The 23,576-nt window shown below is 71.1% G+C and carries 25 protein-coding genes; 12 read left to right on the top strand and 13 right to left on the bottom strand.

The window, feature by feature from the left end; all coding sequences use genetic code 11:
* Nucleotides 1–18 precede the first annotated feature (18 nt).
* The 3 genes from D1J60_RS17740 to D1J60_RS17730 form a co-directional block, all read right to left on the bottom strand.
* Nucleotides 19–789 carry a helix-turn-helix domain-containing protein gene (locus D1J60_RS17740; RefSeq protein ID WP_185899118.1) on the bottom strand — a complete coding sequence of 257 codons (771 nt, stop codon included), beginning with the start codon at nt 787–789 and terminating at the stop codon, nt 19–21.
* Nucleotides 790–970: 181 nt separating this feature from the next.
* A complete protein-coding gene (locus D1J60_RS17735; RefSeq protein WP_206436538.1) occupies nt 971–1,204 on the bottom strand; it encodes a DUF5326 family protein in 234 nt (77 codons plus the stop codon).
* 182 nt (nt 1,205–1,386) lie between these two features.
* On the bottom strand, nt 1,387–1,704 hold the full coding sequence (locus D1J60_RS17730) for a cupin domain-containing protein (RefSeq protein WP_125821746.1): 318 nt from the start codon (nt 1,702–1,704) through the stop codon (nt 1,387–1,389).
* 93 nt (nt 1,705–1,797) lie between these two features.
* Here D1J60_RS17730 and D1J60_RS17725 point away from each other — a divergent pair, with 93 nt between their 5' ends.
* The 5 genes from D1J60_RS17725 to D1J60_RS17705 all read left to right on the top strand — a co-directional run bounded on the left by D1J60_RS17725 (nt 1,798) and on the right by D1J60_RS17705 (nt 5,491).
* A complete protein-coding gene (locus D1J60_RS17725; protein ID WP_125821745.1) occupies nt 1,798–2,178 on the top strand; it encodes a phage holin family protein in 381 nt (126 codons plus the stop codon).
* Nucleotides 2,179–2,189: 11 nt separating this feature from the next.
* Nucleotides 2,190–2,690, top strand: a complete 501-nt coding sequence (locus D1J60_RS17720) for a low molecular weight protein-tyrosine-phosphatase (RefSeq protein WP_125821744.1) — start codon at nt 2,190–2,192, stop codon at nt 2,688–2,690.
* A complete protein-coding gene (locus D1J60_RS17715; protein ID WP_125821743.1) occupies nt 2,687–3,871 on the top strand; it encodes a cystathionine gamma-lyase in 1,185 nt (394 codons plus the stop codon). The genes D1J60_RS17720 and D1J60_RS17715 overlap by 4 nt, the downstream gene beginning before the upstream one ends.
* A gap of 182 nt (nt 3,872–4,053) precedes the next feature.
* On the top strand, nt 4,054–4,950 hold the full coding sequence (locus D1J60_RS17710; protein WP_125821742.1) for a LysR family transcriptional regulator: 897 nt from the start codon (nt 4,054–4,056) through the stop codon (nt 4,948–4,950).
* A 61-nt stretch (nt 4,951–5,011) separates the two neighbouring features.
* Nucleotides 5,012–5,491, top strand: a complete 480-nt coding sequence (locus D1J60_RS17705; RefSeq protein WP_125594100.1) for an NUDIX hydrolase — start codon at nt 5,012–5,014, stop codon at nt 5,489–5,491.
* Nucleotides 5,492–5,524: 33 nt separating this feature from the next.
* Here D1J60_RS17705 and D1J60_RS17700 read toward each other — a convergent pair whose 3' ends face one another.
* Together D1J60_RS17700 and D1J60_RS17695 are read right to left on the bottom strand one after the other, a co-directional pair.
* Complete coding sequence (locus D1J60_RS17700) at nt 5,525–6,625, bottom strand: globin domain-containing protein (RefSeq protein WP_241253305.1); 1,101 nt, start codon at nt 6,623–6,625, stop codon at nt 5,525–5,527.
* Between the two features lie 225 nt (nt 6,626–6,850).
* Nucleotides 6,851–7,501: a haloacid dehalogenase-like hydrolase gene (locus D1J60_RS17695; RefSeq protein WP_125821740.1), complete on the bottom strand. Its 651-nt coding sequence runs from the start codon at nt 7,499–7,501 to the stop codon at nt 6,851–6,853.
* 136 nt (nt 7,502–7,637) lie between these two features.
* Between D1J60_RS17695 and D1J60_RS17690 the strand changes: the two genes are divergently transcribed.
* Genes D1J60_RS17690 through D1J60_RS17680 form a run of 3 tightly spaced genes read left to right on the top strand, consistent with a single transcriptional unit; the run spans nt 7,638 to nt 10,241 of the window.
* Nucleotides 7,638–8,534, top strand: a complete 897-nt coding sequence (locus tag D1J60_RS17690; protein ID WP_206436537.1) for a GNAT family N-acetyltransferase — start codon at nt 7,638–7,640, stop codon at nt 8,532–8,534.
* A 15-nt stretch (nt 8,535–8,549) separates the two neighbouring features.
* Nucleotides 8,550–9,011, top strand: a complete 462-nt coding sequence (locus tag D1J60_RS17685) for a GNAT family N-acetyltransferase (protein WP_125821738.1) — start codon at nt 8,550–8,552, stop codon at nt 9,009–9,011.
* 54 nt (nt 9,012–9,065) lie between these two features.
* Nucleotides 9,066–10,241, top strand: a complete 1,176-nt coding sequence (locus D1J60_RS17680) for a winged helix DNA-binding domain-containing protein (protein WP_125821737.1) — start codon at nt 9,066–9,068, stop codon at nt 10,239–10,241.
* A 23-nt stretch (nt 10,242–10,264) separates the two neighbouring features.
* Here the strand turns inward: D1J60_RS17680 and D1J60_RS17675 are convergent, their stop codons facing one another.
* Nucleotides 10,265–11,650 (bottom strand): serine hydrolase domain-containing protein, encoded by a 1,386-nt coding sequence (locus D1J60_RS17675; RefSeq protein ID WP_125821736.1) that lies wholly within the window; start codon nt 11,648–11,650, stop codon nt 10,265–10,267.
* A gap of 9 nt (nt 11,651–11,659) precedes the next feature.
* Nucleotides 11,660–13,123, bottom strand: a complete 1,464-nt coding sequence (gene dnaB, locus D1J60_RS17670) for a replicative DNA helicase (RefSeq protein WP_125594118.1) — start codon at nt 13,121–13,123, stop codon at nt 11,660–11,662.
* A gap of 452 nt (nt 13,124–13,575) precedes the next feature.
* Between dnaB and D1J60_RS17665 the strand changes: the two genes are divergently transcribed.
* Nucleotides 13,576–14,913 carry an MATE family efflux transporter gene (locus tag D1J60_RS17665; RefSeq protein ID WP_125821735.1) on the top strand — a complete coding sequence of 446 codons (1,338 nt, stop codon included), beginning with the start codon at nt 13,576–13,578 and terminating at the stop codon, nt 14,911–14,913.
* Nucleotides 14,914–15,029: 116 nt separating this feature from the next.
* Here the strand turns inward: D1J60_RS17665 and rplI are convergent, their stop codons facing one another.
* From rplI to rpsF, 4 genes are all read right to left on the bottom strand, one after another.
* Nucleotides 15,030–15,476: a 50S ribosomal protein L9 gene (gene rplI / locus D1J60_RS17660; RefSeq protein ID WP_125594108.1), complete on the bottom strand. Its 447-nt coding sequence runs from the start codon at nt 15,474–15,476 to the stop codon at nt 15,030–15,032.
* Nucleotides 15,477–15,494: 18 nt separating this feature from the next.
* Entirely contained in the window at nt 15,495–15,731 is a 237-nt protein-coding gene (rpsR, locus tag D1J60_RS17655) for a 30S ribosomal protein S18 (RefSeq protein WP_005315025.1), read from the bottom strand.
* A 42-nt stretch (nt 15,732–15,773) separates the two neighbouring features.
* Nucleotides 15,774–16,361: a single-stranded DNA-binding protein gene (locus tag D1J60_RS17650; RefSeq protein WP_125594109.1), complete on the bottom strand. Its 588-nt coding sequence runs from the start codon at nt 16,359–16,361 to the stop codon at nt 15,774–15,776.
* Nucleotides 16,362–16,433: 72 nt separating this feature from the next.
* Nucleotides 16,434–16,724 (bottom strand): 30S ribosomal protein S6, encoded by a 291-nt coding sequence (gene rpsF / locus D1J60_RS17645; RefSeq protein WP_007265254.1) that lies wholly within the window; start codon nt 16,722–16,724, stop codon nt 16,434–16,436.
* 252 nt (nt 16,725–16,976) lie between these two features.
* Between rpsF and D1J60_RS17640 the strand changes: the two genes are divergently transcribed.
* From D1J60_RS17640 to D1J60_RS17630, 3 genes are all read left to right on the top strand, one after another.
* The gene (locus D1J60_RS17640; protein ID WP_206436536.1) at nt 16,977–17,300 is read left to right on the top strand and encodes a hypothetical protein; all 324 of its coding nucleotides are present in this window, start codon (nt 16,977–16,979) and stop codon (nt 17,298–17,300) included.
* A gap of 131 nt (nt 17,301–17,431) precedes the next feature.
* Nucleotides 17,432–18,550, top strand: coding sequence for a peptidoglycan bridge formation glycyltransferase FemA/FemB family protein (locus D1J60_RS17635; RefSeq protein ID WP_007265252.1), 1,119 nt, complete (start codon nt 17,432–17,434; stop codon nt 18,548–18,550).
* 34 nt (nt 18,551–18,584) lie between these two features.
* Entirely contained in the window at nt 18,585–19,616 is a 1,032-nt protein-coding gene (locus tag D1J60_RS17630) for an alanine racemase (protein WP_125594111.1), read from the top strand.
* A 26-nt stretch (nt 19,617–19,642) separates the two neighbouring features.
* Here D1J60_RS17630 and D1J60_RS17625 read toward each other — a convergent pair whose 3' ends face one another.
* The gene (locus tag D1J60_RS17625) at nt 19,643–21,127 is read right to left on the bottom strand and encodes a glycosyltransferase 87 family protein (protein WP_125821734.1); all 1,485 of its coding nucleotides are present in this window, start codon (nt 21,125–21,127) and stop codon (nt 19,643–19,645) included.
* Between the two features lie 89 nt (nt 21,128–21,216).
* A complete protein-coding gene (locus tag D1J60_RS17620; RefSeq protein WP_241253304.1) occupies nt 21,217–23,508 on the bottom strand; it encodes a transglycosylase domain-containing protein in 2,292 nt (763 codons plus the stop codon).
* Nucleotides 23,509–23,576: the final 68 nt, after the last annotated feature.

Below are 23,576 nucleotides of genomic sequence, written 5' to 3'. Positions count from 1 at the left end.
ATCACAAGGAGTGAGTTTTCAGATACTGATAGAGAAGGAGAGGGTACTCAACAGCGCGCCTACTTCACTCCGTAGCCGATCGACCACATAGAGCAACCGGTCTTGTTGGTGCACAGGAAGGGAAACCGCCATGGTCGCGGCGGCATCGCCGGCCGTGATGGGGATGGCCGCGCACACCGTCCCGAGGGCGTACTCCTGACGCTCCGTAACCGGCTGCATCCGTTCCAGAGAGCCGATCCGCTGCTCCAGGGCGTGCATGTCCCGGACCGTGTAGGGCGTGATGCTCTCGACCGGGTGCCGGTCGTAGTAGTCCCTGCGCGTCTTCTCGTCGAGCTGGCCCAGCAGGCACTGGCCGATGGCGTGGGCGTGGCCGGTCGCGCGGAAGTCGGCCCACTCCTGGCAGGCCGGGTTGGCCGGGGTGTCCGAGACGCCCACGACCTCGATCTCACCCTCGCGGTAGACCGCGAAGTAGACGGGGGCCCCCACCGCGTCGCGGAAGTGCGCGAGCGAGTCGAGGATCATGCTGCGACGTTTCTGCTGAAGTCCGCCGCCCGCCAGCCGGCCGGCCGCGGCGCCGAGTACGAACACCCCGCCCTCGCGTCGCAGATAACCCTCGTGCGTCAGGGTGCGCAGCAGGTGGTACGCAGTGGGGAGCGGGAGCCCGGCTTCGCGCGCCAGCTGTTTGGCCGGGGCTCCCCCGCTGTGGGACCCCGCCGCTTCGAGGAGCCGCAACGCCCGCTGCACCGAACCGATCAGGGTCGGGACACCGGGATTGTGAACCGAAGGCAAAGCTCACCCCCAGGGGTGGCGGCGGGCCTCGGGGTGGCCCGCTCTGCGGGGGCCGCCCCCAGGGAACGGCGCGGATTGCCACCCTATCGGCCGGTTCCCGCCGTGTGTGCGGTTCGGCCGGTCCCGTTCCCCCGGCTGGGTCAATCCCCTTACCCGTTGGGGGAAGCGTGCGGCGCGGGGCCTACCACTCGCCGGAGGAGGTCTTCGCTCCGCTGCCGCCACCGCTGAACTTCTTGACCACGAAGACCAGACCACCGACGAGGGCGACGAAGAGCAGCGCCTTGAAGACGAACGAGATCAGCGCGCCGAGGATGGAAGTGATCACTCCACCGAAGACGAAGATCGCCAGCAGCGGGACGGCGACCCACTTGACCCACCAGGGCATGCCCGCGAACATCGCTCGGATCCCGTCCATGTTCCTACCTCTTCCTCGTCAGTGACCCCGTGATGTCGTGATGTCGCGAGTCATCGGGTCCGTTTCTTCCCTCGCTCTCGATGCTAGGAGGCCGCGGACCCCCGCGGGGGTCCGCGAGCCCTCGGAACCCCCTGACCCGCCCCTTAGGGGGATCAGGGGAACGACCCTCAGACCCCCGCTGATCAGCCCTCCGGCGGGGAGAACACCACCAGCACCTTCAGGGGTTCGGTGATGTGGTGGAACTTGTGCGGCACCCCCGCCGGAACGTAGACGACGCTGCCGTTGGCCACCACCGTCGTCTCCTCCCCGACCGTGATGGACGCCCGCCCGCTCACCACGAAGTACACCTCGTCCTGGCGGTGCGGCTGCTGCGGGTCGCTCTGCCCGGCATCGAGGGCGTACAGCCCGACCGACATGTTCCGCTCCCGCAGGAACTGCAGGTAGGCGCCGCTGTTGGCGGCGCGCTCCGCTTCGAGCTCGTCCAGCCGGAAGGCCTTCATCTTCGCTGTGCCCCTCGCTCTTCGCCCGTGGTACCCCGGGATCCGCTGATCTGCCGATGCCCGCCCCGGATCTTCTCTGCCACGATCAGACACATGACGAATTTCGTAGTCAAGACGCTCGCCAACGCGGCGGCCCTGGCCGTCGCCATCTGGCTGGTCTCCGGCATCACCCTCGACGACGGCAGCAGCACGGGCCGCCGCGCGCTGACGCTGATCCTGGTCGCGCTGGTCTTCGGGCTGGTCAACCTCATCGTCAAGCCGGTGGTGAAGCTGCTGTCCATCCCGCTGTTCATCCTCACCCTGGGCCTGTTCACCCTCGTCGTGAACGCCCTGATGCTGATGCTGACCTCCTGGCTGGCCGGGAAGTTCGACCTCAGTTTCCACGTGGACGGCTTCTGGACCGCCGTCCTCGGCGGCCTGATCATCTCCATCGTCTCCTGGGCCGTGAACCTGGCCCTGCCCGACAAGAACTGAGCGGACCGCCCATGTACCGCGTGTGCTTCGTCTGCACCGGCAACATATGCCGCTCCCCCATGGCGGAGTCGGTCTTCCGCGCCCGCGTCGTCGAGGCCGGCCTCGACGGGCTGGTCGAGGTGGACAGCGCCGGCACCGGCGGCTGGCACGAGGGCGACGGCGCCGACCCGCGCACCGTCGCCGTGCTGGAGGCCGCCGGGTACGAGCAGGACCACCGGGCCCGGCAGTTCCGGGCCTCGTGGTTCGACCGCCTCGACCTCGTCGTCGCCCTCGACGCCGGCCACCTCCGGGCCCTGCACGCACTCGCGCCCACCCCGCAGGCCGCCGCCAAGGTCCGGCTGCTGCGCTCCTACGACCCGCCGGCCCCGGCCGGCGTACCGGACGCGGCGGACGTGCCCGATCCGTACTACGGCCCGGTCGAGGGGTTCGAGGAGTGCCTGGCCCTGGTCGAGGCGGCGAGCACCGGCCTGCTGGCCGCCGTACGCACCGCCGTGAAGGAGCACACCCCGTGAACGAGCACACCCCCGGCGGGCCCGCCACGACCCCGCCGCCGGCTCCGGCCGACCGGTACGGCGACGGCACGCGCGCCGTACGCGCCGGGCTCCCCGAGCCCGCCAAGAACGAACCCCCGCTGCCCGGACCCGTCTTCGCCGCGCACTTCCACCTCCCCGGCGAGGTCGCGGGGCCGTACACCTACGGCCGCGACACGAACCCCACGTGGACCCTGCTGGAACGGGCCGTCGGGGAACTGGAGGCACCCGGCGGGGAGGGGGTGGAGACCGTGGTCTTCGCCTCCGGCATGGCGGCCGTCTCCGCCGTCCTGCTCTCCCAGGCCCGCACCGGCGACACCGTCGTCCTGCCCTCCGACGGCTACCAGGCGCTGCCCCTGGTCCGCGAGCAGCTCGAAGCGTACGGAGTCCGCGTGCGCACCGCCCCGACCGGCGGGGAGGCGCAGCTCGCCGCCCTCGACGGGGCCCGGCTGCTGTGGATCGAGACCCCGTCCAACCCGGGGCTCGACGTCTGCGACGTACGCCGCCTCGTGGCGGCCGCGCACGCGGCGGGCGCCCTGGTCGCCGTCGACAACACCCTCGCCACCCCGCTCGGGCAGCGGCCCCTGGAGCTGGGCGCGGACTTCTCCGTCGCCAGCGGCACCAAGGGGCTGACCGGCCACGGGGACCTGCTGCTCGGCTACGTCGTCTGCCGCGACCCGGAGCTCGCCGCGGCCGTCCGCCGCTGGCGCAAGATCGTCGGAGCGATCCCGGGTCCCATGGAGGCCTGGCTGGCCCACCGCTCCCTGGCCACCCTCCAGCTGCGGGCCGGGCGCCAGTGGGGCAACGCGCTGGCGGTGGCCGAGGCGCTGGCCGACCGGCCCGAGGTCACCGGACTGCGCTACCCGGGTCTCCCCTCGGACCCCTCCCACAAGACGGCCGCCCGCCAGATGCGCGGCTTCGGCTCCGTGGTCTCCTTCACCCTCCCCGACCGCGCACACGCCGAGCGCTTCATGACCGCCCTGCACCTGGTCGAGGACGCCACCAGCTTCGGCGGAGTCCGCTCCACCGCGGAGCGGCGCGGCCGCTGGGGCGGCGACGACGTGCCGGACGGCTTCATCCGGTTCTCCGCCGGGGCCGAGGACCCCGAGGACCTGGTCGCCGACGTGCTCCGGGCCCTCGATTCCGCGGCCGCCGACGCCTGACCGGCCCGGGGAGCATCAGGGCGGTCCGAGCCTCCCCCCTGGTGGCTCGGACCGCCCCGGGTTCCCCGAGAGAAGAACCACGCCGACAAGGCTAGTTGACTCAGCGTCAGAGTCCAATCACGGTAACGACAGGGGCCTATCGGCATATTTATAGTTGAAGGCCCCCACCGAGAGGGGCCGCCATGGACCTGGCCCTGCTGCGCACCTTCGTCGCCGTGCACCGGGCCGGCTCGTTCACCCGGGCCGCCGCGCTCCTCGGGCTGTCACAGCCCGCCGTCACCTCCCAGATCCGCACCCTGGAGCGGCAGCTGGGCCGGCCCCTGTTCCACCGGCGCGCCCGGGGCGTCACCCCCACGGCCGTCGGGGACGAACTGGCCCACAAGGCCGCCCCGCACCTCGACGCGCTGCTCCGGATCGCCGAGAGCGAGCGGCAGGCCGGCGGGGCCCTGCGGACCCTGCACCTCGCCGGGCCGCCTGAGTTCCTCTGCCTGCGCGTACTGCCCGCCCTCGCCCCCCTGGTCGGCCAGGGCCAGACCCTGCGGACCGTCCTCGCGCCCGGCACCGAGGAGAACCTCACCGGTCTGGCCGCCGGGCAGCACGACCTGGTCGTCACCACCGGCCGGCCGCGCGGCGGCCCCTTCACCACGACCGTCCTCTGCGACGAGGAACAGGTCCTGGTCGCCGCTCCCTACTGGGCCGCCCTGGCCGACCCCGCCGCACTGAGCACGGCCGGCCCCGCGGCACTCGACGGGATCCCGGTCGTCGAGGTCCACGAGAGCCTGCCCCTGGTCACCCGCTACTGGGCCGCCGTCTTCGACTCCGTACCCGACTCCGCCGCCACCGTCGTGGCTCCGGACCTGCGGGCCGTACTGGGATGCGTCCGGGCCGGCGCCGGACTGGCCGTCCTGCCCCGCTACCTGTGCCAGGAGGCCCTGGACCGCGGTGAGGTCGTCTCCCTGCTGGAACCCGCCGTACCTCCGCTGCGCACCTGGTTCCTCGTCGTACGGGCGGGCAGCCTGGCGCTCGCCCACCTCGCGCGGGCCCACGAACGCCTGCTGCGTGCCGCGGTGCACTGGTGAGTGCCTCGGGTTCCGGACGACGGCGCGTTTCGGAAGGGCGGAGCTGGGCCACTCTTCTCCCATGACCGAACGTCCTGTGGTCAAACGCACCGCCCGCGCGATCCTGCTCGACGGTGACGACCTGATCCTCATCAAGCGCACCAAGCCAGGCGTCGATCCGTACTGGCTCACTCCCGGCGGCGGTGTGGAAGCCACTGACAGCACCGTCGTCGACGCCCTCCACCGCGAGCTCGACGAAGAGCTCGGAGCCAAGATCACCGACGTGGTGCCCTGTTTCGTCGACACCGTCGAGCACATCGCCTCCGGAGGCGTGACCGGGGTGAAGGTGCAGCACTTCTTCGTCTGCCGGCTCGTGTCCATGGACCCCGGCCTGCGCCACGGGCCCGAGGTCGACGAGCCTGAGGGCGAGTACGAGATCGTCCGCGTGCCCTTCAGCCGGGTGGGCATCGCCGCCGTGCACCTGGTCCCGCTCTCGCTGCGCCACTACCTCGACGGCAACATCGAGGGGGTGCGCGCCATGCACGCCCCCGACCTGGGCTGACGGCACCGGGAGGGCCGGCGGGCCGAGCCGTGCTCAGCCGGCCACGCCCGCCAGCTCCTCCAGGGCGTCGAAGCGGATCCGCTCCCCGGGGATCCCGATCCGCTTGAGGGCGTCCACACCGCTGCGGACCATCGCCGGCGGCCCCGAGATGAACGCGTCGTACGAGCTCCAGGGCCCGTTCTCTCCGACCGCCTGCGGCAGCTGTCCCGCCAGCCCCTCCCCGATCACCGGGCGGACCGACAGCCACGGGTGGGAGCGCTGCAACCCGAGCAGGGTGTCCTTGTCGTACAGGTCGTGATCGCTGCGCGCGCCGAAGAAGACCTCCACCGGGCGCCGCTCGCCGTGCTCGGCGACGTCCTCGATCAGCGCCTTGATCGGGGCGATGCCGGTGCCGCCGCCCAGGCACAGCATCCCGTTGTCGGTGCTGTGGTCCACCACCATCGAACCGGCCGGCGGTCCCAGCCGCAGGACGTCGCCCGGCCGGGCGTGCCGCACCAGGGCGTTGGAGACCCAGCCCGCCGGGACGGCCTTGACGTGGAAGGACAGCAGCCCGTCCGGGCGGGGCGCCGACGCGAACGAGTAGTGCCGCCAGACCCGCGGCCACCAGGGGGTCTCCAGGCTCGTGTACTGGCCTGCGAGGAAGGGGTACGGCTGGTCGGGGCGGACCGTCAGTACGGCGATGTCCGAGGTGCGCAGGTCGTGCGAGACCACCTCGGCGTGCCACCAGGCCGGCGCCCTGGCCTCGTCCTCCGCCGCCGCGTCGATCATCGTCTGCGAGATGGCGGTGTACGCGCGCACCCACGCCGCCTCGGTCTCCGGCCCCCAGGTGAGCTCCGCGTAACGGGCCAGCGCGCCGATCAGCGCCTCGCCGACGGCCGGGTAGTGGGCGGAGACGGTGCCGTACTTGCGGTGGCCCGCGCCGAGCCGGCGCAGGTACGGGGTCAGCACGGCGGGGTCGTCGATGTGCTCGGCGGCGGTCAACAGGGCCTTCAGCAGCCGGTCGCGCTGGACGTCCATGGCCGCCGGGAACATCTCCCGGACCTCGGGGTGCCCCGTGAAGACGAGGGCGTAGAAGTAGGAGGTCACCTTGTCCGCGATGGGTGCGATCTCCGCGAGGGTCCGGCGGATGAGCACGGCGTCCGGCGAGGGCTCGAGGGCACCGCCCCCGGAGGGTATCCGTCCCGTCGGTCTGGCCGATCTGGTGGGCGGAGCGTCCATGCGGTGCCTCGCTTCGAGCATCTCGGTCGGGTCTCACACGCCACGGCCCCGAATCCGTGGTTCCGGGTTTCACAGCGTGCCAGCCGACCGAGAGCGCGGCGGAGGAATGGAAGAAACGGGGTTTCGAAACCCCTTTTCCCCTTAAGATGCCTCGACTCCCGGGCGCGCCGCGCCCAGGAGCTGGTATGCCTGGCGGAGGTCACGGCCCTGGTAGACGTGCGTGGCCCGGGCAGCCAGGTAAGGGCGCGCGTTCACCGCGACCGAGCGGGGCACCACCTCGAAGAGCATCGCGTCCGTCATCGAATCCCCGTACGCGACACAGTCGGCCCGGCCCACTCCGAAGCGCGCGCACAGCGAGTCCGCGACCTCCACCTTGCGCTCCGGCGTCAGGATCCCGGCCACGTCGACGGGCGCCGTGAAGGGCACCGCAGGGAAGACCGAGCCGTGCGCGGCGTGCGCCCCCCACTCCAGCAGCAGCTCCACGAAGAACGAGGGGGACAGGGAGATCACCGCACAGTAGTCGCCGCGCTCCCGGATCTCCGTCCAGACCTCCTGGATGCCCGCCAGCCAGGGCGATCCGTCGAAGGCCGCCCGGACGTGCGCGGGCGTCAGCTCCGACCACAGCTCCCGGGCCGCGACCGAGAACGCGTGCGGGCCGATCTCCCGGGCGCCGAAGGCCCGCTCCAGCTCGGCGATCTCAGCGTCCACCCCGAGCTGCCGGGAGATCTCCACCGGTGCCGCCGAGCCGTACATCAGGGTGCCGTCGAGGTCGAACAGGTGCAGCGAAGTCATAGCTGCCGAGGCTATCCGCTCCGTCGGACGACGCCGATGTTTCACGTGAAACAGCCGATGTTTCACGTGAAACGTCGGCTTCCCGGATCCCTCAATTCCCTGGACTCCCCCCGAGCCGATGATCCACTCTGGGCCGGTGACACCACCACCGCTCACCGACCTGCCGATCCGCGCACTGACCACGGAAGACCTCCGTCACTGCGCCGACCTGTCCGAAGACCGCGGCTGGCCGCGCGAGGACCACAAGTGGGGGCTGCTCCTCGCCGCCGGCGACGGCTACGGGATCGACGCGCCCGACGGCCGGGGACTCGCCGCCGCCTGCGTCGTCACCCGGTACGGAGACCCCGGGGGGAAGCCCGTCCTCGCCGCCATCGGGATGGTCCTCGTCGCTGACCGGTACGCCCGCCAGGGCCTGGGCCGACACCTCATGAAGCACGTGTGCGACGAGGTGCTCGCCGGTGTCCCGCTCACCCTGCACGCCACCCCGTACGGCCGCCCGCTCTACGAGGAGCTCGGCTTCGACACCACCGGCCGCGCCGAGATGCTCCGGGGCGCCTTCCTCCCCGACCCGGACGGCTTCGCCGCCGTCCCCGCCGGCGTCCACGTCCGCCCGGCCACCGCCGAGGACCTCCGGGGGATCGTCCGGCTGGACGCCGAGGTGTTCGGCACCGACCGGACCCACCTCATCACCCGGCTCCCGGCCTTCAGCGACAGGCTGCTCGTCGCCGAGGACCGCTCCGGGACACTCATCGGCTACGCCTCGATCTGGCCCAACATGGACACCCATGTCGTCGGCCCCCTGATCGCCCGGGACACCGCCACCGCCAAGGCCCTGGTGTCCGCTCTGGCCGCCGGCACCGGACGGGACCTGCGCACCGACGTGGACGTGCGCCACGAGGGACTCCTCGCGTGGCTCAAGGAGCGCGGGCTGGGGTCCGTGGCCTTCAACGCCGTCATGACCAGGGACGTCCCCGGGGGCCTCCCCGGCGACTGGTCCCGCCGCTGGGCCCCGCTCACCGTCGCCGCCGGCTGAAACAAGGAGATCCCCATGACCGGAGCCCCCGAGCTCACCATCCGGCCCGCCACCCAGGCCGACCTGCCCGACATCGTCGCCATGCTCGCCGACGACCCGCTCGGCGCCACCCGCGAGTCCCCGGACGACCTGGCCCCCTACGCCGCGGCCCTGAAGCGGCTGACCGACGACCCCCACCAGCACGTCGTCGTCGCGGTACGCGCCGAGCGCGTCGTGGGCACCCTCCAGCTCACGATCGTCCCCGGCCTGTCCCGCAAGGGCACCACCCGGTCCATCATCGAAGGCGTCCGGGTCCACGCCGACGAGCGCGGCAGCGGCCTCGGGACCCGCTTCGTCGAGTGGGCCGTCGAGCGGTCCCGGCAGGAGGGCTGCGCCCTGGTCCAGCTCACCTCGGACGTCACCCGCACGGACGCCCACCGGTTCTACGAGCGGCTCGGTTTCACCGCCTCCCACGTGGGGTTCAAGCTCCAGCTCTGAGCGGTCCCGGCAAGGGCCGGGCCGCTGTCGGCGGCCCGGCCTACGATCGGGAGGATGAGCACCGGCCTCCCCGTCATCACCACCGCCGAGCGCCGTCATCGGCTGGGCCGGCGGCACCGCCTGGCCCCCTCCGTCCGCGCCGCCACCCCGGACCGGGCCGCGGACGCGGTCGTCGCCCTGCACGCCACGGACGCCGCGACCGTCTTCCTCTCCCTCCGCGCCCGGCTGTCCGACGGCGGGCCCGCCACGGTCGAGCAGGCCCTGTACGGGGACGTCAGCCTCGTCCGCATGCTCAGCATGCGCAACACCCTCTTCGCCGTCTCCACGAAACTGGCCCCGTACGTGGACTCCTCCACCGCCCGCGGCATCGCCGCCAAGGAACGCCGGACCCTCCTCAAGCACCTCGCGGACGACGGCCAGGGGCTCGACGCCGACTGGCTGGAGCAGGCCGAGGCAGCCGTCCTCGAGACGCTCGACGCCCTGGGCAGCGCGACCGGCAGCCGGCTCTCCGCGGCGGTACCCGCCCTGCGGCAGAAGATCACCATCGGCCGGGGCAAGAAGTACGAGGCCGAGACCGGTGTGGCCACCCGTGTCATCCGCCTGCTGGCCGCCGACGGCCGCATCCGACGGGACCGGCCGCGCGGGTCATGGACGTCCAGCCAGTTCCGGTGGGTGCACACGCAGCCGTGGTCCGCCGTACCCGCCGCCGAGGCCCGTGCCGAACTCGCCCGCCGCTGGCTCCACGCGTACGGCCCGGCGACCGAGGCCGACCTCAAGTGGTGGACCGGCTGGAGCCTCACCGACGTGCGCAAGGCCCTGGCCGCCGTGGGCCCCGAGCAGGTACGCCTCGACGACGGCGGCACCGGGCTCGTCTGCCCCGGCGACACCGGGCCCGAGCCGGCCCCGGAACCCTGGGCCGCGCTGCTGCCCGGTCTCGACCCCAGCGCCATGGGCTGGGCGGACCGGGGCTTCCACCTCGACCCCGCCCACCGTCCCGCCCTGTTCGACTACGCGGGCAACATCGGGCCGACCGTCTGGTGGAACGGCGAGATCGTCGGGGGCTGGGCCCAGCGCTCCGACGGGCAGGTCGTCTGGCGGCTGCTGGGCGATCCCGGCCGGGCCGCCGAGGAGGCGGTCGCCGCAGAGGCGGAGAGGCTCGCGGAGTGGGTGGGCGACGCCCGCATCACGCCCCGCTTCCGCACCCCTCTGGAGCGCGAACTCGTCGCCTGAGCGGGGCGCATCCCCGCCGGGCGTCAGCCGATGCCGCGCCAGCCCTGCGGGTCCGTCCCGCCGGGCACCGGGGCCGCCGGGTCGTAGGGCTCGCGCGTGAAGACGAACGACGCGAGGTCGAGGTGGCTCAGGGAGCCGTCCTCGCGCCGGACCGCCCGCAGCGTCTCGCCCGCGTAGTAGCCCGTCAGACCGGTCCAGGTGCCGTCCGGTTCGGCGCGGAACCGGGCCGGCCGACCGGTGGCGCCGACCGGGCTCAGCTCCAGCGAGCCGTCCTGGTTCAGCCGCAGGACCTGGGCCGAAGTGCCCCAGTACCAGGGACCGCACAGCTCCAGCGGCACCCGGTCGTCCTCCTTGAACGGACGCCAGGGCTCGGGGATGCGCGGCTCTGCCTCCGAGACGATCGCGACGAGGTCGGCCGCCACCGTGGAGGCGGGCAGGCCCGAGGTGCAGTTGGCCAGGACGACCGCCGCCACGTCGTCCGCCTCGCTGAACCAGAGACCCGCGACGAACCCGGGCAGCGAACCGCCGTGCCCGACGAGCCTGCGGCCGCCCTGTTCCGCCAGCTGGAGTCCCAGACCGTAGCCGAGGTCGGCAGAGCCGGGCGCCGGGGGCGCGACCGACGTACGCATCTCCCGTACGCTCTCGGCACTCAGCACCCGGTCGTCGCCCCGCATCAACAGCCGCGCGAAGCGGGCCAGGTCGCCGGTGGTGGACCAGAGCTGACCGGCCGCCGCCATCAGCCCCAGGTCCTCGGACGGCTCGGGCATCATCACGTCCGCCCACGGGTGTACCGCCCAGCCGCCCGCGTGCGGAGCCTGCGGCAGACCGCTCGTCCGGCCGAGCCCCAGCGGCTCCAGCACCTCGGCGCGCAGCACTTCCTCCCACGGCTTGCCGCGCAGCGCCTCCACGAGCGAACCCAGCAGCGTGTAACCGGGGTTGGAGTAGTGGAACCGGGTTCCCGGCACGTGCTTGAACGGCTCCTGGCCGAGCACGTCCGCCAGTTCAGGCCGCAGCGCCGCCGGCGAGCGTTCCCACCACTCGCCCGGCGTCTCCGCCGCGAGACCCGAGGTGTGGGCCAGCAGCTGGGCGATGGTCACCTCGTCCGCACCGCTCCCGGGCAGGTGCTTGCCCAGCGGGTCCGACAGGTCCAGCAGGCCCTCGTCCCGCAGACGCATCACCAGGACGGCGGTGAAGGTCTTGGTGATCGAGCCGATCCGGTACTGCACGTTCCCGTCCGGCCCGTGACCCTCCACGCAGGTCCGGGAGCCCTCCCAGACCACCTCCCCGCCGCGTACGACGGCCGCCACCAGCGAGGGGGACCGGCCCTCGCGCTGGGCGACGGCGACCCGGTGCCGCAGGGCACGCCGGGTGGCGGGAAGCAGTTCCAGGTCTTCAGAGAGCGCGTCCATGATCGGATGCTACGTGTTGGCCATGTCCACGAACCGCGAATAGTGGCCCTGGAAGGCCACGGTGATGGTGGCCGTCGGACCGTTTCGGTGCTTGGCGACGATCAGGTCCGCCTCACCCGCGCGGGGCGACTCCTTCTCGTACGCGTCCTCGCGGTGCAGCAGGATCACCATGTCGGCGTCCTGCTCGATCGAGCCGGATTCACGCAGGTCGGAGACCATCGGCTTCTTGTCGGTGCGCTGCTCGGGGCCACGGTTCAGCTGGGAGAGCGCGATCACGGGAACCTCGAGCTCCTTGGCCAGCAGCTTGAGGTTTCGGGACATGTCCGAGACCTCCTGCTGGCGGCTCTCGGGACGGCGCGAGCCGCCCGACTGCATCAGCTGGAGGTAGTCGATGACGACGAGGGAGAGGTCGTTGCGCTGCTTGAGCCGGCGGCACTTGGCCCGGATCTCCATCATCGACAGGTTGGGGGAGTCGTCGATGTACAGCGGGGCGGCCGAGACGTCCGGCATCCGGCGGGCGAGCCGGGTCCAGTCGTCGTCGGTCATGGTGCCCGAGCGCATGTGGTGCAGCGCCACCCGGGCCTCCGCCGAGAGGAGGCGCATGGCGATCTCGTTGCGGCCCATTTCGAGGGAGAAGATGACGCTCGGCAGGTTGCTCTTGATGGAGCAGGCGCGGGCGAAGTCCAGCGCGAGCGTCGACTTGCCCATGGCGGGGCGGGCGGCGATGACGATCATCTGTCCCGGGTGCAGGCCGTTGGTCAGGGAGTCGAGGTCGGTGAAGCCGGTCGGCACGCCGGACATCTGGCCGGAGCGCGAGCCGATCGCCTCGATCTCGTCGAGCGCGCCCTCCATGATGTCGCCCAGCGGCAGGTAGTCCTCGGAGGTCCGCTGCTCGGTGACGGCGTAGATCTCGGCCTGGGCGCTGTTGACGATCTCGTCGACGTCGCCGTCCGCCGCGTAGCCCATCTGTGTGATCTTCGTACCGGCCGCGACGAGGCGACGGAGGACGGCCCGCTCGTGGACGATCTCCGCGTAGTACTCGGCGTTCGCGGCGGTCGGCACGGACTGCACCAGGGTGTGCAGGTACGAGGCGCCGCCGACCTTGCCGATCTCGCCGCGGCGGGTCAGCTCGGCGCCGACCGTGATCGGGTCGGCCGGCTCGCCCTTCGCGTACAGGTCGAGGATGGCCTGGTAGATCGTCTCGTGCGAGGGCCGGTAGAAGTCGTGGCCCTTGAGGACCTCGACCACGTCGGCGATGGCGTCCTTGGACAGCAGCATGCCGCCGAGCACCGACTGCTCGGCGTCCAGGTCCTGCGGCGGGACGCGCTCGAAGCCGCCCCCTCCGCCGTCCCAGGAGCCGCCCTCGCGGCCCCGGTCCTGCTGGTCGTCCCCGCGGCCGCGGCCGTCGCCGCCCCGGCGCGAGCGGGCGGGCAGACGGTCACTGGGACCGCTGTCGGCCCAGGGGTCGTCCATGGGCTCGGGCATGCTCACCGGGCCACCTCCTCCCGTCCGCAACGCGGACCTCGCCGTGGCAATCTTTCTACGACACGGCTCTGACATTTGGGACACCCGAAACGGCTCTGGGCGCGTCGGGCAACGCACAACGGTAGGCCCGCGAGCGACGTCAGCCAATCTTGTTATCCACAGGCTGTGTGGATGAGATGTGGACGACGGAGCCAATGCTGTGGGTAAGTCGCCCGAAGCTGTGCACAGACCGGGGGACGACGCTGTGGACAAAATCACCCACCCCCTCCGCACACCCCACCTGACCTGCGGTTTCCCCATCCGCGAGCGGCCGTGGAGAAAATTCTTGGCCACTGTCTCAAGATCGCTCCGAACGAGCCGGAAAGAACGCCCAAGTCAGAGGCTTGGTAAGGATCCAAATAGCCTTGCATCCATTACCTGTGGAAGATTAGATTGAGCGCATGACACAGGCCCCCACCACCGCGAAGCCGCCCGCGAGACGGCACGACCGCGAGATCCTCGCACTCGCCGTGCCGGCGTTCGGCGCCCTCGTGGCCGAGCCGCTCTTCGTGATGGCCGACAGCGCCATCGTGGGACACCTCGGCACCCCCCAGCTGGCCGGCCTCGGCGTGGCGGCGGCGCTCCTGACCACCGCGGTCAGCGTCTTCGTCTTCCTCGCCTACGCCACCACTGCGGCGGTGGCCCGGCGCGTCGGCGCGGACGACCTCCAGGCCGCCATCCGGCAGGGCATGGACGGCATCTGGCTCGCCCTCCTGCTCGGCACCGCGGTCCTCGTCGGGGTCCTGCTCGGCGCGTCCGGCCTGGTCTCCCTCTTCGGGGCCTCGGAGACCGCCGCCCCTTACGCAGAAACGTATCTTCGAATATCCGCGCTCGGCATCCCCGCCATGCTCGTGGTCCTGGCGGCCACCGGCGTCATACGCGGCCTCCAGGACACCCGTACCCCGCTCTACGTGGCCATCGGCGGCTTCGTCCTCAACGGCGCCCTCAACGTGGCCCTGGTCTACGGCGCCGGCCTCGGCATCGCGGGGTCGGCCTGGGGCACGGTCATCGCCCAGTGCGCCATGGCCGGTGCCTACCTCTTCGTGGTCGTCCGCGGCGCCCGGCGCCACGGCGCCTCCCTGCGGCCCGACGCGGCCGGCATCCGCGCCTGCGCCCAGGCCGGTGTGCCGCTCCTGGTCCGCACCCTGTCCCTGCGCGCCATCCTGATGATCGCGACAGCCGTGGCGGCCCGGCTGGGGGACGCCGACATCGCGGCCCACCAGATCCTGTTGTCCCTCTGGAGCCTGCTCGCCTTCGCCCTGGACGCGATCGCCATCGCCGGGCAGGCCATCATCGGCCGCTACCTGGGAGCCGGCGACACCGAGGGGGCCAGGACCGTCTGCCGGCGGATGCTGACGTGGGGTGTGGTCTCGGGAGTCGTCCTGGGCCTGCTGGTCGTCCTGGCGCGTCCGGCGTTCATCCCGCTGTTCACCGGCGACCCCGTGGTCGAGGACGCACTGCTGCCCGCCCTGCTGGTCGTGGCCCTGGCCCAGCCGGTCTGCGGGGTCGTCTTCGTCCTGGACGGCGTGCTGATGGGGGCCGGCGACGGCCGCTACCTCGCCTGGGCGATGCTGCTGACCCTGGCCGTCTTCGCCCCGGCCGCGCTCCTGGTCCCCGCCCTGGGCGGCGGGCTGACGGCGCTCTGGTGGGCCATGACGCTGATGATGCTCGTCAGGATGGCCACCCTCCAGCTCCGCGCCCGCTCCGGCCGATGGCTGGTCGCGGGAGCCACTCGGTGACCACGGCCGGGAGAGCAACCCGGTGACGGGGGATGTTTCACGTGAAACATCCCCCGGGGCATGCGGGAACGACGAAGGGCCGCACCCCGGAGGGTGCGGCCCTTCACGCGCTGCCCTTAGGCGGCGACGACCTCGATGCCCACGTTCGCGACGACCTCGGCGTGCAGACGCACGGAGACCTGGTACGAACCGAGGGTCTTGATCGGGGAGCCCAGCTCCACGCGACGCTTGTCGACCTTCGGGCCACCGGAAGCCTCGACCGCGGAAGCGATGTCGGCCGGGGTGACGGAACCGAAGAGGCGACCGGCGTCACCCGCGCGGGTGGCCAGACGGACCTTCACGCCCTCGAGCTTGGCCTTGACCTCGTTGGCCTGCTCGATGGTCGCGATCTCGTGGATCTTGCGGGCGCGGCGGATCTGCGCCACGTCCTTCTCGCCACCCTTGGTCCAGCGGATCGCGAAACCACGCGGGACCAGGTAGTTGCGAGCGTAACCGTCCTTGACGTCGACGACATCGCCGGCGGTGCCGAGGCCAGAGACCTCGTGGGTCAGGATGATCTTCATTAGTCGGTCACCCTTTCCTTATCGCGCGGTGGACGTGTAGGGCAGCAGCGCCATCTCACGGCTGTTCTTCACGGCCGTGGCGACGTCACGCTGGTGCTGCGTGCAGTTGCCGGTAACGCGGCGGGCACGGATCTTGCCGCGGTCGGAAATGAACTTCCGCAGCATGTTCGTGTCCTTGTAGTCCACGTACGCGGTCTTGTCCTTGCAGAACGCGCAGACCTTCTTCTTAGGCTTGCGCACAGGCGGCTTCGCCATTGTGTCTCTCCTGTGTGATCAAGAAGTTTGGATGGAGCTGCCCTAGAAGGGCGGCTCGTCCGAGTAGCCGCCGCCGGAGCCGCCGGAGCTTCCGCCCCAGCCGCCCCCGCCGCCGGCCTGCTGGCCGCCGGCCGGCGCGCTGGACGCCCACGGGTCGTCGGAGGGAGCTCCGCCGCCCTGGGGCCCGCCGCTGGGGGCTCCGCCCCAGCCGCCGCCACCGCCCTGCTGCTGCTGACCGCCGCCGTATCCACCCTGGCCACCGCGACCGGTGGTCTTGGCGACCTTGGCCGTGGCGTTCTTCAGGCTGGGGCCGACTTCCTCGACGTCCAGCTCGTAGACCGTGCGCTTGACACCCTCACGGTCCTCGTAGGACCGCTGCCGCAGCCGGCCCTGCACGATGACGCGCATGCCCCGCTGAAGGGACTCGGCGACGTTCTCAGCCGCCTGCCGCCACACCGAGCAGGTCAGGAACAGGCTCTCGCCGTCCTTCCACTCGTTGGTCTGACGGTCGAAGGTGCGGGGGGTGGACGCGACACGGAACTTCGCGACCGCCGCACCCGAGGGGGTGAAGCGCAGCTCGGGGTCGTCGACGAGATTGCCGACGACCGTGATGACGGTCTCGCCTGCCATGGATGAACCTCTCGGCGGGGATTGCTGCTGGGCTGCTGTGCTACTCGGTCCCGATTACCGCTGAACCGGAGTTCAGTGGGTCTCGGGGCGGAGGACCTTGGTCCGGAGAACCGACTCGTTCAGGTTCATCTGGCGGTCGAGCTCCTTGACGACCGCAGGCTCGGCCTGCAGGTCGAGGACCGAGTAGATGCCCTCGGGCTTCTTCTTGATCTCGTAAGCGAGACGACGACGGCCCCAGGTGTCGACCTTCTCGACCTTTCCGTTGCCCTCACGGACGACGGAAAGGAAGTTCTCGATCAGAGGGGCGACAGCGCGCTCCTCGAGATCGGGGTCGAGGATGACCATCACTTCGTAGTGACGCATGTGGAACCCACCTCCTTTGGACTCAGCGGCCACGGTCGTTCCGTGGCAGGAGGGTCGTGATGCGTGCGCACGGCGTCCGAGAGCAGACACCGCGCAGCTGTACAGACTACCTGCTCGCGTCCTTCCGGTTGAAATCCGGCAGGAGAGGGCCACAATCTGTATCCATCGGGTGTGTCCGGTGCCGTGCCCCCCGCCCCAGGCCGGAGGCGGTGCCGCGCGCACCGCTCTGCGTCAGCCAGGAGGTGCCTTCCGATGGCACAGGCAATGCACGGCCAGTCCTCGCCCCCGCCGATCTCCCTCTTCTCCACCGACGGCAAGCCCCATCCCGTCCAGGACACCCTCATGGTGGTCACCCTGGTCCTCGGCGCCGTGGCGTTCGTCACTGCGTTCTTCCACGATCTGCACCTGCTCAGCTCCTGGGCCGGGCTGATCGGGATCGGGACCGGGCTGTACGGACAGTTCATCTCCGCCACCACCCGCGAACGCTTCGCGCTGATCATCGGCCTAGGCGCGTCTGCCATCGGCTTCATGCTCGGAATGGCACACGGCGGCCTCTTCGGCGGCTGGCTGGGCTGACCGGGGGAACTCCGCGGCGGGGCGCCGGCCTCCCTCCGGCCCAGGCACCGGCCTGTCCCCCAGATGGGTGGCGCCACCGTCGCAGTAGGCTTCGCGCCATAGCAGCGAAGCCGCCGGAGGAGACACCCCGCATGAGCCTGTCCCTGAGCACCATCAGCCGAGAGCAGCATCTGGCGTACCTCCAGAGCCTGCCTTCGGCTAGCCACTGCCAGGTCCCGGCATGGGCCGACGTCAAGAACGAGTGGCGTTCGGAGAACCTCGGCTGGTTCGACAAGAACGGCGAACTCGTCGGTGTCGCGCTCGTGTTGTACCGCCAGCTGCCCAAGGTGAAGCGGTACCTGGCGTACCTCCCCGAGGGCCCGGTCATCAACTGGTACGCCCCGAACCTGGACGAGTGGCTCCAGCCGATGCTGGCCCACCTCAAGCAGCAGGGCGCCTTCACCGTGAAGATGGGTCCGCCCGTCGTCATCCGCCGCTGGAACTCGGCCGCCATCAAGGCGGGCATCCAGGACCCCGAGGTCAAGCGCCTGCGCGACGTCGAGGCCTCGCACATCGAGCCGCGCGCCTTCGAGGTGTCCGACAAGCTGCGCCGCATGGGCTGGCAGCAGGGCGAGGACGGCGGCGCCGGCTTCGGCGACGTCCAGCCCCGCTACGTCTTCCAGGTCCCGCTGGCCAACCGCTCCCTGGACGACGTCCTCAAGGGCTTCAACCAGCTGTGGCGCCGCAACATCAAGAAGGCCGAGAAGGCCGGCGTCGAGGTCGTCCAGGGCGGGTACGAGGACCTGCCGACCTGGCAGTACCTCTACGAGATCACCGCCGAGCGCGACAAGTTCCGCCCGCGCCCGCTCAGTTACTTCCAGCGCCAGTGGACGGCCCTCAACTCCGAGGACCCCAACCGCATGCGCCTGTACATCGCCAAGCACGAGGGCGAGCCGCTGGCCGCCGCCACGATGATCACCGTCGGGCAGCACGTCTGGTACTCGTACGGCGCCTCCGCGAACCACAAGCGCGAGGTCCGCCCCTCGAACGCGATGCAGTGGCGCATGCTGCGCGATTCGTACGCGCTGGGTGCCAGCGTCTACGACCTGCGCGGCATCTCTGACACGCTGGACGAGAACGACCACCTGTTCGGCCTCATCCAGTTCAAGGTCGGTACGGGCGGCGAGGCCGTCGAGTACGTCGGCGAGTGGGACTTCCCGCTCAACAAGGTGCTGCACAAGGCGCTCGACATCTACATGTCGCGCCGCTGACCCAGCTGTTTTTCGAGAGAGGTTCCGGACGGGCATGGCGCTCACGCTCTACGTCGACACCGCGCGCTGGCGTGCGCACCAGAAGCAGATCACGGACCAGTTCCCCGGTCTGATCCCGGTCTGCAAGGGCAACGGCTACGGCTTCGGCCACGAGCGGCTGTGCGAGGAGGCGACCCGGATGGGCGCCGACATCCTGGCCGTCGGCACCACGTACGAAGCCGCGAGCATCAAGGACCACTTCGGCGGCGACCTGCTCGTCCTCACCCCGTTCCGGCGCGGTGAGGACCCGGTGCCGCTGCCCGACCGGGTGATCCGCTCGGTGGCCTCGGTGGACGGGGTCCGCGGCCTGGTCGGGGCCCGCGTGGTCATCGAGTGCATGAGCTCGATGCGCCGCCACGGCATCTCGGAGCAGGACCTCGGCATGCTCCAGTCGGCGATCGAGGACGTCCGGCTGGAGGGCTTCGCCCTGCACCTGCCGCTGGACCGCCCCGACGGTTCGGACGCCGTCGAGGAGGTCATCGGCTGGATGGACCGGCTGCGCGCGGCCCGGCTGCCGCTGCACACCATGTTCGTCAGCCACCTGCGGGCCGAGGAGCTGGCGCGGCTCCAGCAGCAGTTCCCGCAGACCCGCTTCCGGGCCCGCATCGGTACCCGCCTGTGGCTGGGCGACCACGACGCGACCCAGTACCGGGGCTCGGTCCTGGACGTCACCCGGGTCTCCAAGGGCGACCGCTTCGGCTACCGCCAGCAGAAGGCCGCCTCCGACGGCTGGCTGGTCGTGGTCGCGGGCGGTACCTCCCACGGTGTGGGTCTGGAGGCCCCCAAGGCCCTCCACGGGATGATGCCGCGCGCCAAGGGCGTCGCCCGGGCCGGTCTGGCCACGGTCAACCGGAACCTGTCGCCGTTCGTCTGGGCGGGCAAGCAGCGCTGGTTCGCCGAGCCGCCGCACATGCAGGTGTCGATCCTGTTCGTGCCCTCGGACGCGACCGAGCCGAAGGTGGGGGACGAGCTGGTGGCCCACCTGCGCCACACCACGACGCAGTTCGACCGGGTGCTCGACTCCTGAGCCGGTCCCCGGGCCCGCCGGCCCGGTCAGTCCCTGGGGTCCACGCCCCAGGCGACCCGCTGTCCCTCCGAAGGCGCCGCGTACCGCGGCGCCTTCGCCCTTTCCGAGAGGGTGAAGACGTCCTCGGCGCCGTCCAGGACGCCGCCGGAGGGGTCGTCCGAGCCGTCGCGCCGTACGACGTCGCGCTCGGGCAGCAGGATGTCGCGTACGACGGCGGCGCACAGGTACAGCGTGGCCAGCAGGTGGGCGGTGATGGCCAGCTGGTAGCCCTCCAGGGGCAGGCCCTGGTGCTTGTCCCCGCTGGTCGTGTAGGCGAGGTAGAACCAGATCCCGAGGAAGTACGCGATCTCGCCCGCCTGCCAGATCAGGAAGTCCCGCCAGCGGGGGCGGGCCAGCGCGGCGAGCGGGACGAGCCACAGCACGTACTGCGGCGAGTACACCTTGTTGGCCAGGATGAACGCGGCGACGACCAGGAAGGCCAGCTGGGCGAAGCGGGGGCGCCTGGGGGCCGTCAGGGTGAGCAGACCGATGGCGAGGCAGAGCAGGAGGGTGAGCCCGGTCGCGTAGGTGTTGGCCCCTTCGAGCGAGCTGCCGGTGCGCTGGGAGATCAGCAGCCAGACGGAGCCGAAGTCGATGGGCCGCTCCTGGCTGAACTCGTAGAACCGCTTCCAGCCGTCCCAGGCGAAGTACATGACGGGGCCGTTCACCAGGAGCCAGGACGCGGCCGCGCCGAGGGCCGCGGCGCCGAAGGCCCGCCACTTCCCGGCCCGCCAGCAGAGCACGAAGAGCACGCCGAGCAGCAGGACGGGGTAGAGCTTGGCCGCGGTCGCCAGACCGATGGAGACGCCGGCGAGCAGGGGCCGGCCGCGCGACCACATCAGCATCGCGACGGCGGTGAGGGCCACGGCCGGCAGGTCCCAGTTGATGGTGGCGTTGAGTGCGAAGGCCGGTGCCAGGGCCAGGAGCAGGGCGTCCCAGGGCCTGCGCCGGTGGGTGCGCGCGACGCAGACGGCGATGACGGCGGCGCAGGCCATCAGCATGCCCGCGTTGACCATCCAGTACATCTGCTCGCGGTGCTGGACGGAGCCGGCGCTGGGCGTCATCCAGGCGGCGACCTGCATGAAGGCCCCGGTGAGCACCGGGTACTCCAGGTACTGCATGCCGCCGTACTTCGGGTCGGTCACGATGTCCGGGAACTGGTCGAGGTAGGGCACGAGGCCGTCGGCGAAGCCGCGGGCGGAGTAGAGGTGCGGGATGTCGGAGTAGCAGGCGTGGGTGTACTGCGAGCCCGCTCCCCGGAACCAGGCCCAGTCGTAGCACGGCAGCTTCTGGACCATGCCGAGCGCGAACATGCCGAGGGCCACCAGGACCACGACGCGGACCGGGCTCAGCCAGTGGCCGCCCAGCCGGGCGCGGCGTCCGACCGGCCCCCCGATGAACTCGCTGCCGGCGGCGGCGACCTCGTCGTGCTGGGTGGGCGGTACGGGACGGTCCTCGTGCACCTTGGTCATGGCGCCCATCCTGCCGTACCGCGGCGTACACGGGGGAGGGCCGCCGCACGGTGTGCGACGGCCCTCCCGGGTCCGGTACGGGGACCGGGTCAGCCGGAGGCGCCCATGATGCTGCCCCAGTTGCTCGAGCCGCCCTGGCGGCCGGGGCGCGTGGGCGGGGACGGCATGGTGCTGGTGCCGCCGTCCGGGGAGCCGCCGGGGCCGGTCCCGGCGTCGGCTCCGGTGTTCGCGCCGCCGGTGACCGTCGGGTCGCAGTTCAGGTTCCAGGGCCTGGGCTTGCAGGACGGCTTGCCGTTGCCGGACGGCGACGGGGACACCGAGGGCGAGGTGCTGGGCGAGGGCGACACCGAGACGGAGGGCGACGGTACCGCCGAGGGGGTGGGCTGGGGGGCGCCGGCCGCGTCCGCGATGACGCCGATGTCCTCGGCCTCGGGGAACTGCTTGACCGGGGTGCCCTTGAGGGCCTCGCGCATGTACTCGGTCCAGATGGCCGCCGGGATGTCACCACCGTGGATGGAGTCGACCCCGCCCACGTGGTTCATCGACATGAGCTCCTTGTTCTTGGAGGTCGGGTCGTTGCGGAAGAGGGTGACCGAGGTGGACAGCTCCGGGGTGTAGCCGACGAACCAGGCCGACTTGTTCTGGTCGGTGGTGCCGGTCTTGCCGGCCGCGGGGCGGCCCAGCTTCTTCGCCTTGGTGCCGGTGCCGTTCTCGACGACGTTGCGCAGGACCTTCGTGACGTTGTCCGCGATGGAGTCGTCCATGGCGCGGGACTCCTTGGGCGGCTCGAAGCCGGGCACCTCCTTGCCGTCCTTGACGACCTTCTTCACGGAGAAGGGCTCCCGGTGGGTGCCGGAGGCGGCGAAGGTGGCGTAGGAGTCGGCCATGCGGATGGCGCTGGGCGTCGAGGTGCCGAGGGCGAAGGAGGCGTTGTTGTTCTTGTCCATCGACTCCTCCAGGATCCCGGTCGCCTTCGCGACCTCGCGGACCTTGCTGTGGCCGACGTCGAAGACGAGCTGCGCGAAGGGCACGTTGATGGACTTCTCCATCGCCTCGTTCAGGGTCACGTAGCCGTACGGGTACTCGCTCTCGTTCTTCTGCCGGAACGGCTGGCCGTCCGAGCCGAGCAGCGGCTTGCCCGAGCGGTCGTTGATCACCGTGCGGTCGTCGGCGTTGTACTTGCTGTCGACCGAGATGCCCGATCCCTTGGAGTTCTGCGTGCCGTACTGCATGGCGGCCGCCAGGACGTACGGCTTCCAGGTCGAGCCGACGGGGACGCCGGAGGTGTTGGCGTTGTTGGCGAAGTACTTGTGGTCCCAGCCGGGCCCGCCGTACAGGGCCACGATCGCTCCGGACTTCACGTCCACGGAGGCGGCGCCGACCTGCACGTAGGTGTCGTACTGGGGCCGCTTCTTCTCGTCGAGGAAGTCGTTGCGGGTGTCTTCCACCGCCTTGACCAGGGCGTCCACCCGGGGCTTCTCGAAGGTGGTGGTGATCGTGTAGCCGCCGAGCGCCATCTTCTCGGCGGTGATGCCGGTGGTCTTCATCACGTACTGCTTGGCCACCTCGACGAGGTACCCGGTCTGGCCGGACATCCCGCGGGCCTGCTCGGAGTCCACCCGGGCGGGGAACTCCTTGTACTTGTCCCGCTCGGACTGGGCCATGCGCCCCACGGCGACCTCGCGGTCGAGCACCCAGGCCCAGCGGAGCCGGGCGCGCTTCTCGTTGGCCTCGGGGGTGGCGGCGGGACCGATGCCGCCGTCCGGGTTGTAGAGGTTGGGGCCCTTGAGCATGGAGGCGAGGAAGGCGCTCTCGGACGGGTTGAGGTCCTTGGCGTCCTTGCCGAAGTAGGCGCGGGCGGCGGCCTGGATTCCGTACGCGTCCCGCCCGTAGTAGGCGGTGTTCAGGTAGCCGGCGAGGACGACGTCCTTCTCCTCGCTGACGCCCAGCTTGATCGCGATGAAGAGCTCGGTGACCTTGCGCTTCAGGGTCTGCTCGGAGTCGAGGTAGGTGTTCTTGACGTACTGCTGGGTGATGGTCGAGCCACCCTGGGTGGAGCCGCCGGTGGCCATGTTCACCACGGCGCGCGCGATACCCATCGGGTCGACGCCCTTGTCCGTCTCGAACGACTCGTTCTCGGCCGCGATCACCGCGTTCCGCATGGACAGGGGGATCTGGTCGATCGGGACGATCTGCCGGTTCGTGCTGCCGCCGGTGGCGACCATCTGGGTGCCGTCGGCCCACTGGAAGACGTTGTTCTGCGCCTTGGCGGCCTTGTTCGCGTCCGGGGTGCCCACGCTGGCGATGCCGATGCCGGCACCCGCGAAGATCACGGCGAAGAACCCCAGGAAGGTACCGCCGACCAGCTTCCAGGAGGGCACGAAGCGCTTCCAGCCGGCCTTGCCGGCGCGCGGGTAGTCGATGAACCGGCCGCCGCCCTTTCCGTCCC

The sequence above is a fragment of the Streptomyces sp. W1SF4 genome (genome assembly GCF_003950035.1).
GTDB lineage: Bacteria > Actinomycetota > Actinomycetes > Streptomycetales > Streptomycetaceae > Streptomyces > Streptomyces racemochromogenes.
This window is presented reverse-complemented; position numbering and strand designations above follow the sequence as displayed.

What these genes read in the sequence shown, in the direction of transcription:
- D1J60_RS17735 (WP_206436538.1), bottom strand. Translation starts at nt 1,204, where the DNA reads ATGGACGGGATCCGAGCGATGTTCGCGGGCATGCCCTGGTGGGTCAAG.
- D1J60_RS17730 (WP_125821746.1), bottom strand. Translation starts at nt 1,704, where the DNA reads ATGAAGGCCTTCCGGCTGGACGAGCTCGAAGCGGAGCGCGCCGCCAAC.
- D1J60_RS17725 (WP_125821745.1), top strand. Translation starts at nt 1,798, where the DNA reads ATGACGAATTTCGTAGTCAAGACGCTCGCCAACGCGGCGGCCCTGGCC.
- D1J60_RS17720 (WP_125821744.1), top strand. Translation starts at nt 2,190, where the DNA reads ATGTACCGCGTGTGCTTCGTCTGCACCGGCAACATATGCCGCTCCCCC.
- D1J60_RS17710 (WP_125821742.1), top strand. Translation starts at nt 4,054, where the DNA reads ATGGACCTGGCCCTGCTGCGCACCTTCGTCGCCGTGCACCGGGCCGGC.
- D1J60_RS17705 (WP_125594100.1), top strand. Translation starts at nt 5,012, where the DNA reads ATGACCGAACGTCCTGTGGTCAAACGCACCGCCCGCGCGATCCTGCTC.
- D1J60_RS17695 (WP_125821740.1), bottom strand. Translation starts at nt 7,501, where the DNA reads ATGACTTCGCTGCACCTGTTCGACCTCGACGGCACCCTGATGTACGGC.
- D1J60_RS17685 (WP_125821738.1), top strand. Translation starts at nt 8,550, where the DNA reads ATGACCGGAGCCCCCGAGCTCACCATCCGGCCCGCCACCCAGGCCGAC.
- D1J60_RS17680 (WP_125821737.1), top strand. Translation starts at nt 9,066, where the DNA reads ATGAGCACCGGCCTCCCCGTCATCACCACCGCCGAGCGCCGTCATCGG.
- D1J60_RS17675 (WP_125821736.1), bottom strand. Translation starts at nt 11,650, where the DNA reads ATGGACGCGCTCTCTGAAGACCTGGAACTGCTTCCCGCCACCCGGCGT.
- dnaB (WP_125594118.1), bottom strand. Translation starts at nt 13,123, where the DNA reads ATGGACGACCCCTGGGCCGACAGCGGTCCCAGTGACCGTCTGCCCGCC.
- D1J60_RS17665 (WP_125821735.1), top strand. Translation starts at nt 13,576, where the DNA reads ATGACACAGGCCCCCACCACCGCGAAGCCGCCCGCGAGACGGCACGAC.
- rplI (WP_125594108.1), bottom strand. Translation starts at nt 15,476, where the DNA reads ATGAAGATCATCCTGACCCACGAGGTCTCTGGCCTCGGCACCGCCGGC.
- rpsR (WP_005315025.1), bottom strand. Translation starts at nt 15,731, where the DNA reads ATGGCGAAGCCGCCTGTGCGCAAGCCTAAGAAGAAGGTCTGCGCGTTC.
- D1J60_RS17650 (WP_125594109.1), bottom strand. Translation starts at nt 16,361, where the DNA reads ATGGCAGGCGAGACCGTCATCACGGTCGTCGGCAATCTCGTCGACGAC.
- rpsF (WP_007265254.1), bottom strand. Translation starts at nt 16,724, where the DNA reads ATGCGTCACTACGAAGTGATGGTCATCCTCGACCCCGATCTCGAGGAG.
- D1J60_RS17640 (WP_206436536.1), top strand. Translation starts at nt 16,977, where the DNA reads ATGGCACAGGCAATGCACGGCCAGTCCTCGCCCCCGCCGATCTCCCTC.
- D1J60_RS17635 (WP_007265252.1), top strand. Translation starts at nt 17,432, where the DNA reads ATGAGCCTGTCCCTGAGCACCATCAGCCGAGAGCAGCATCTGGCGTAC.
- D1J60_RS17630 (WP_125594111.1), top strand. Translation starts at nt 18,585, where the DNA reads ATGGCGCTCACGCTCTACGTCGACACCGCGCGCTGGCGTGCGCACCAG.
- D1J60_RS17625 (WP_125821734.1), bottom strand. Translation starts at nt 21,127, where the DNA reads ATGACCAAGGTGCACGAGGACCGTCCCGTACCGCCCACCCAGCACGAC.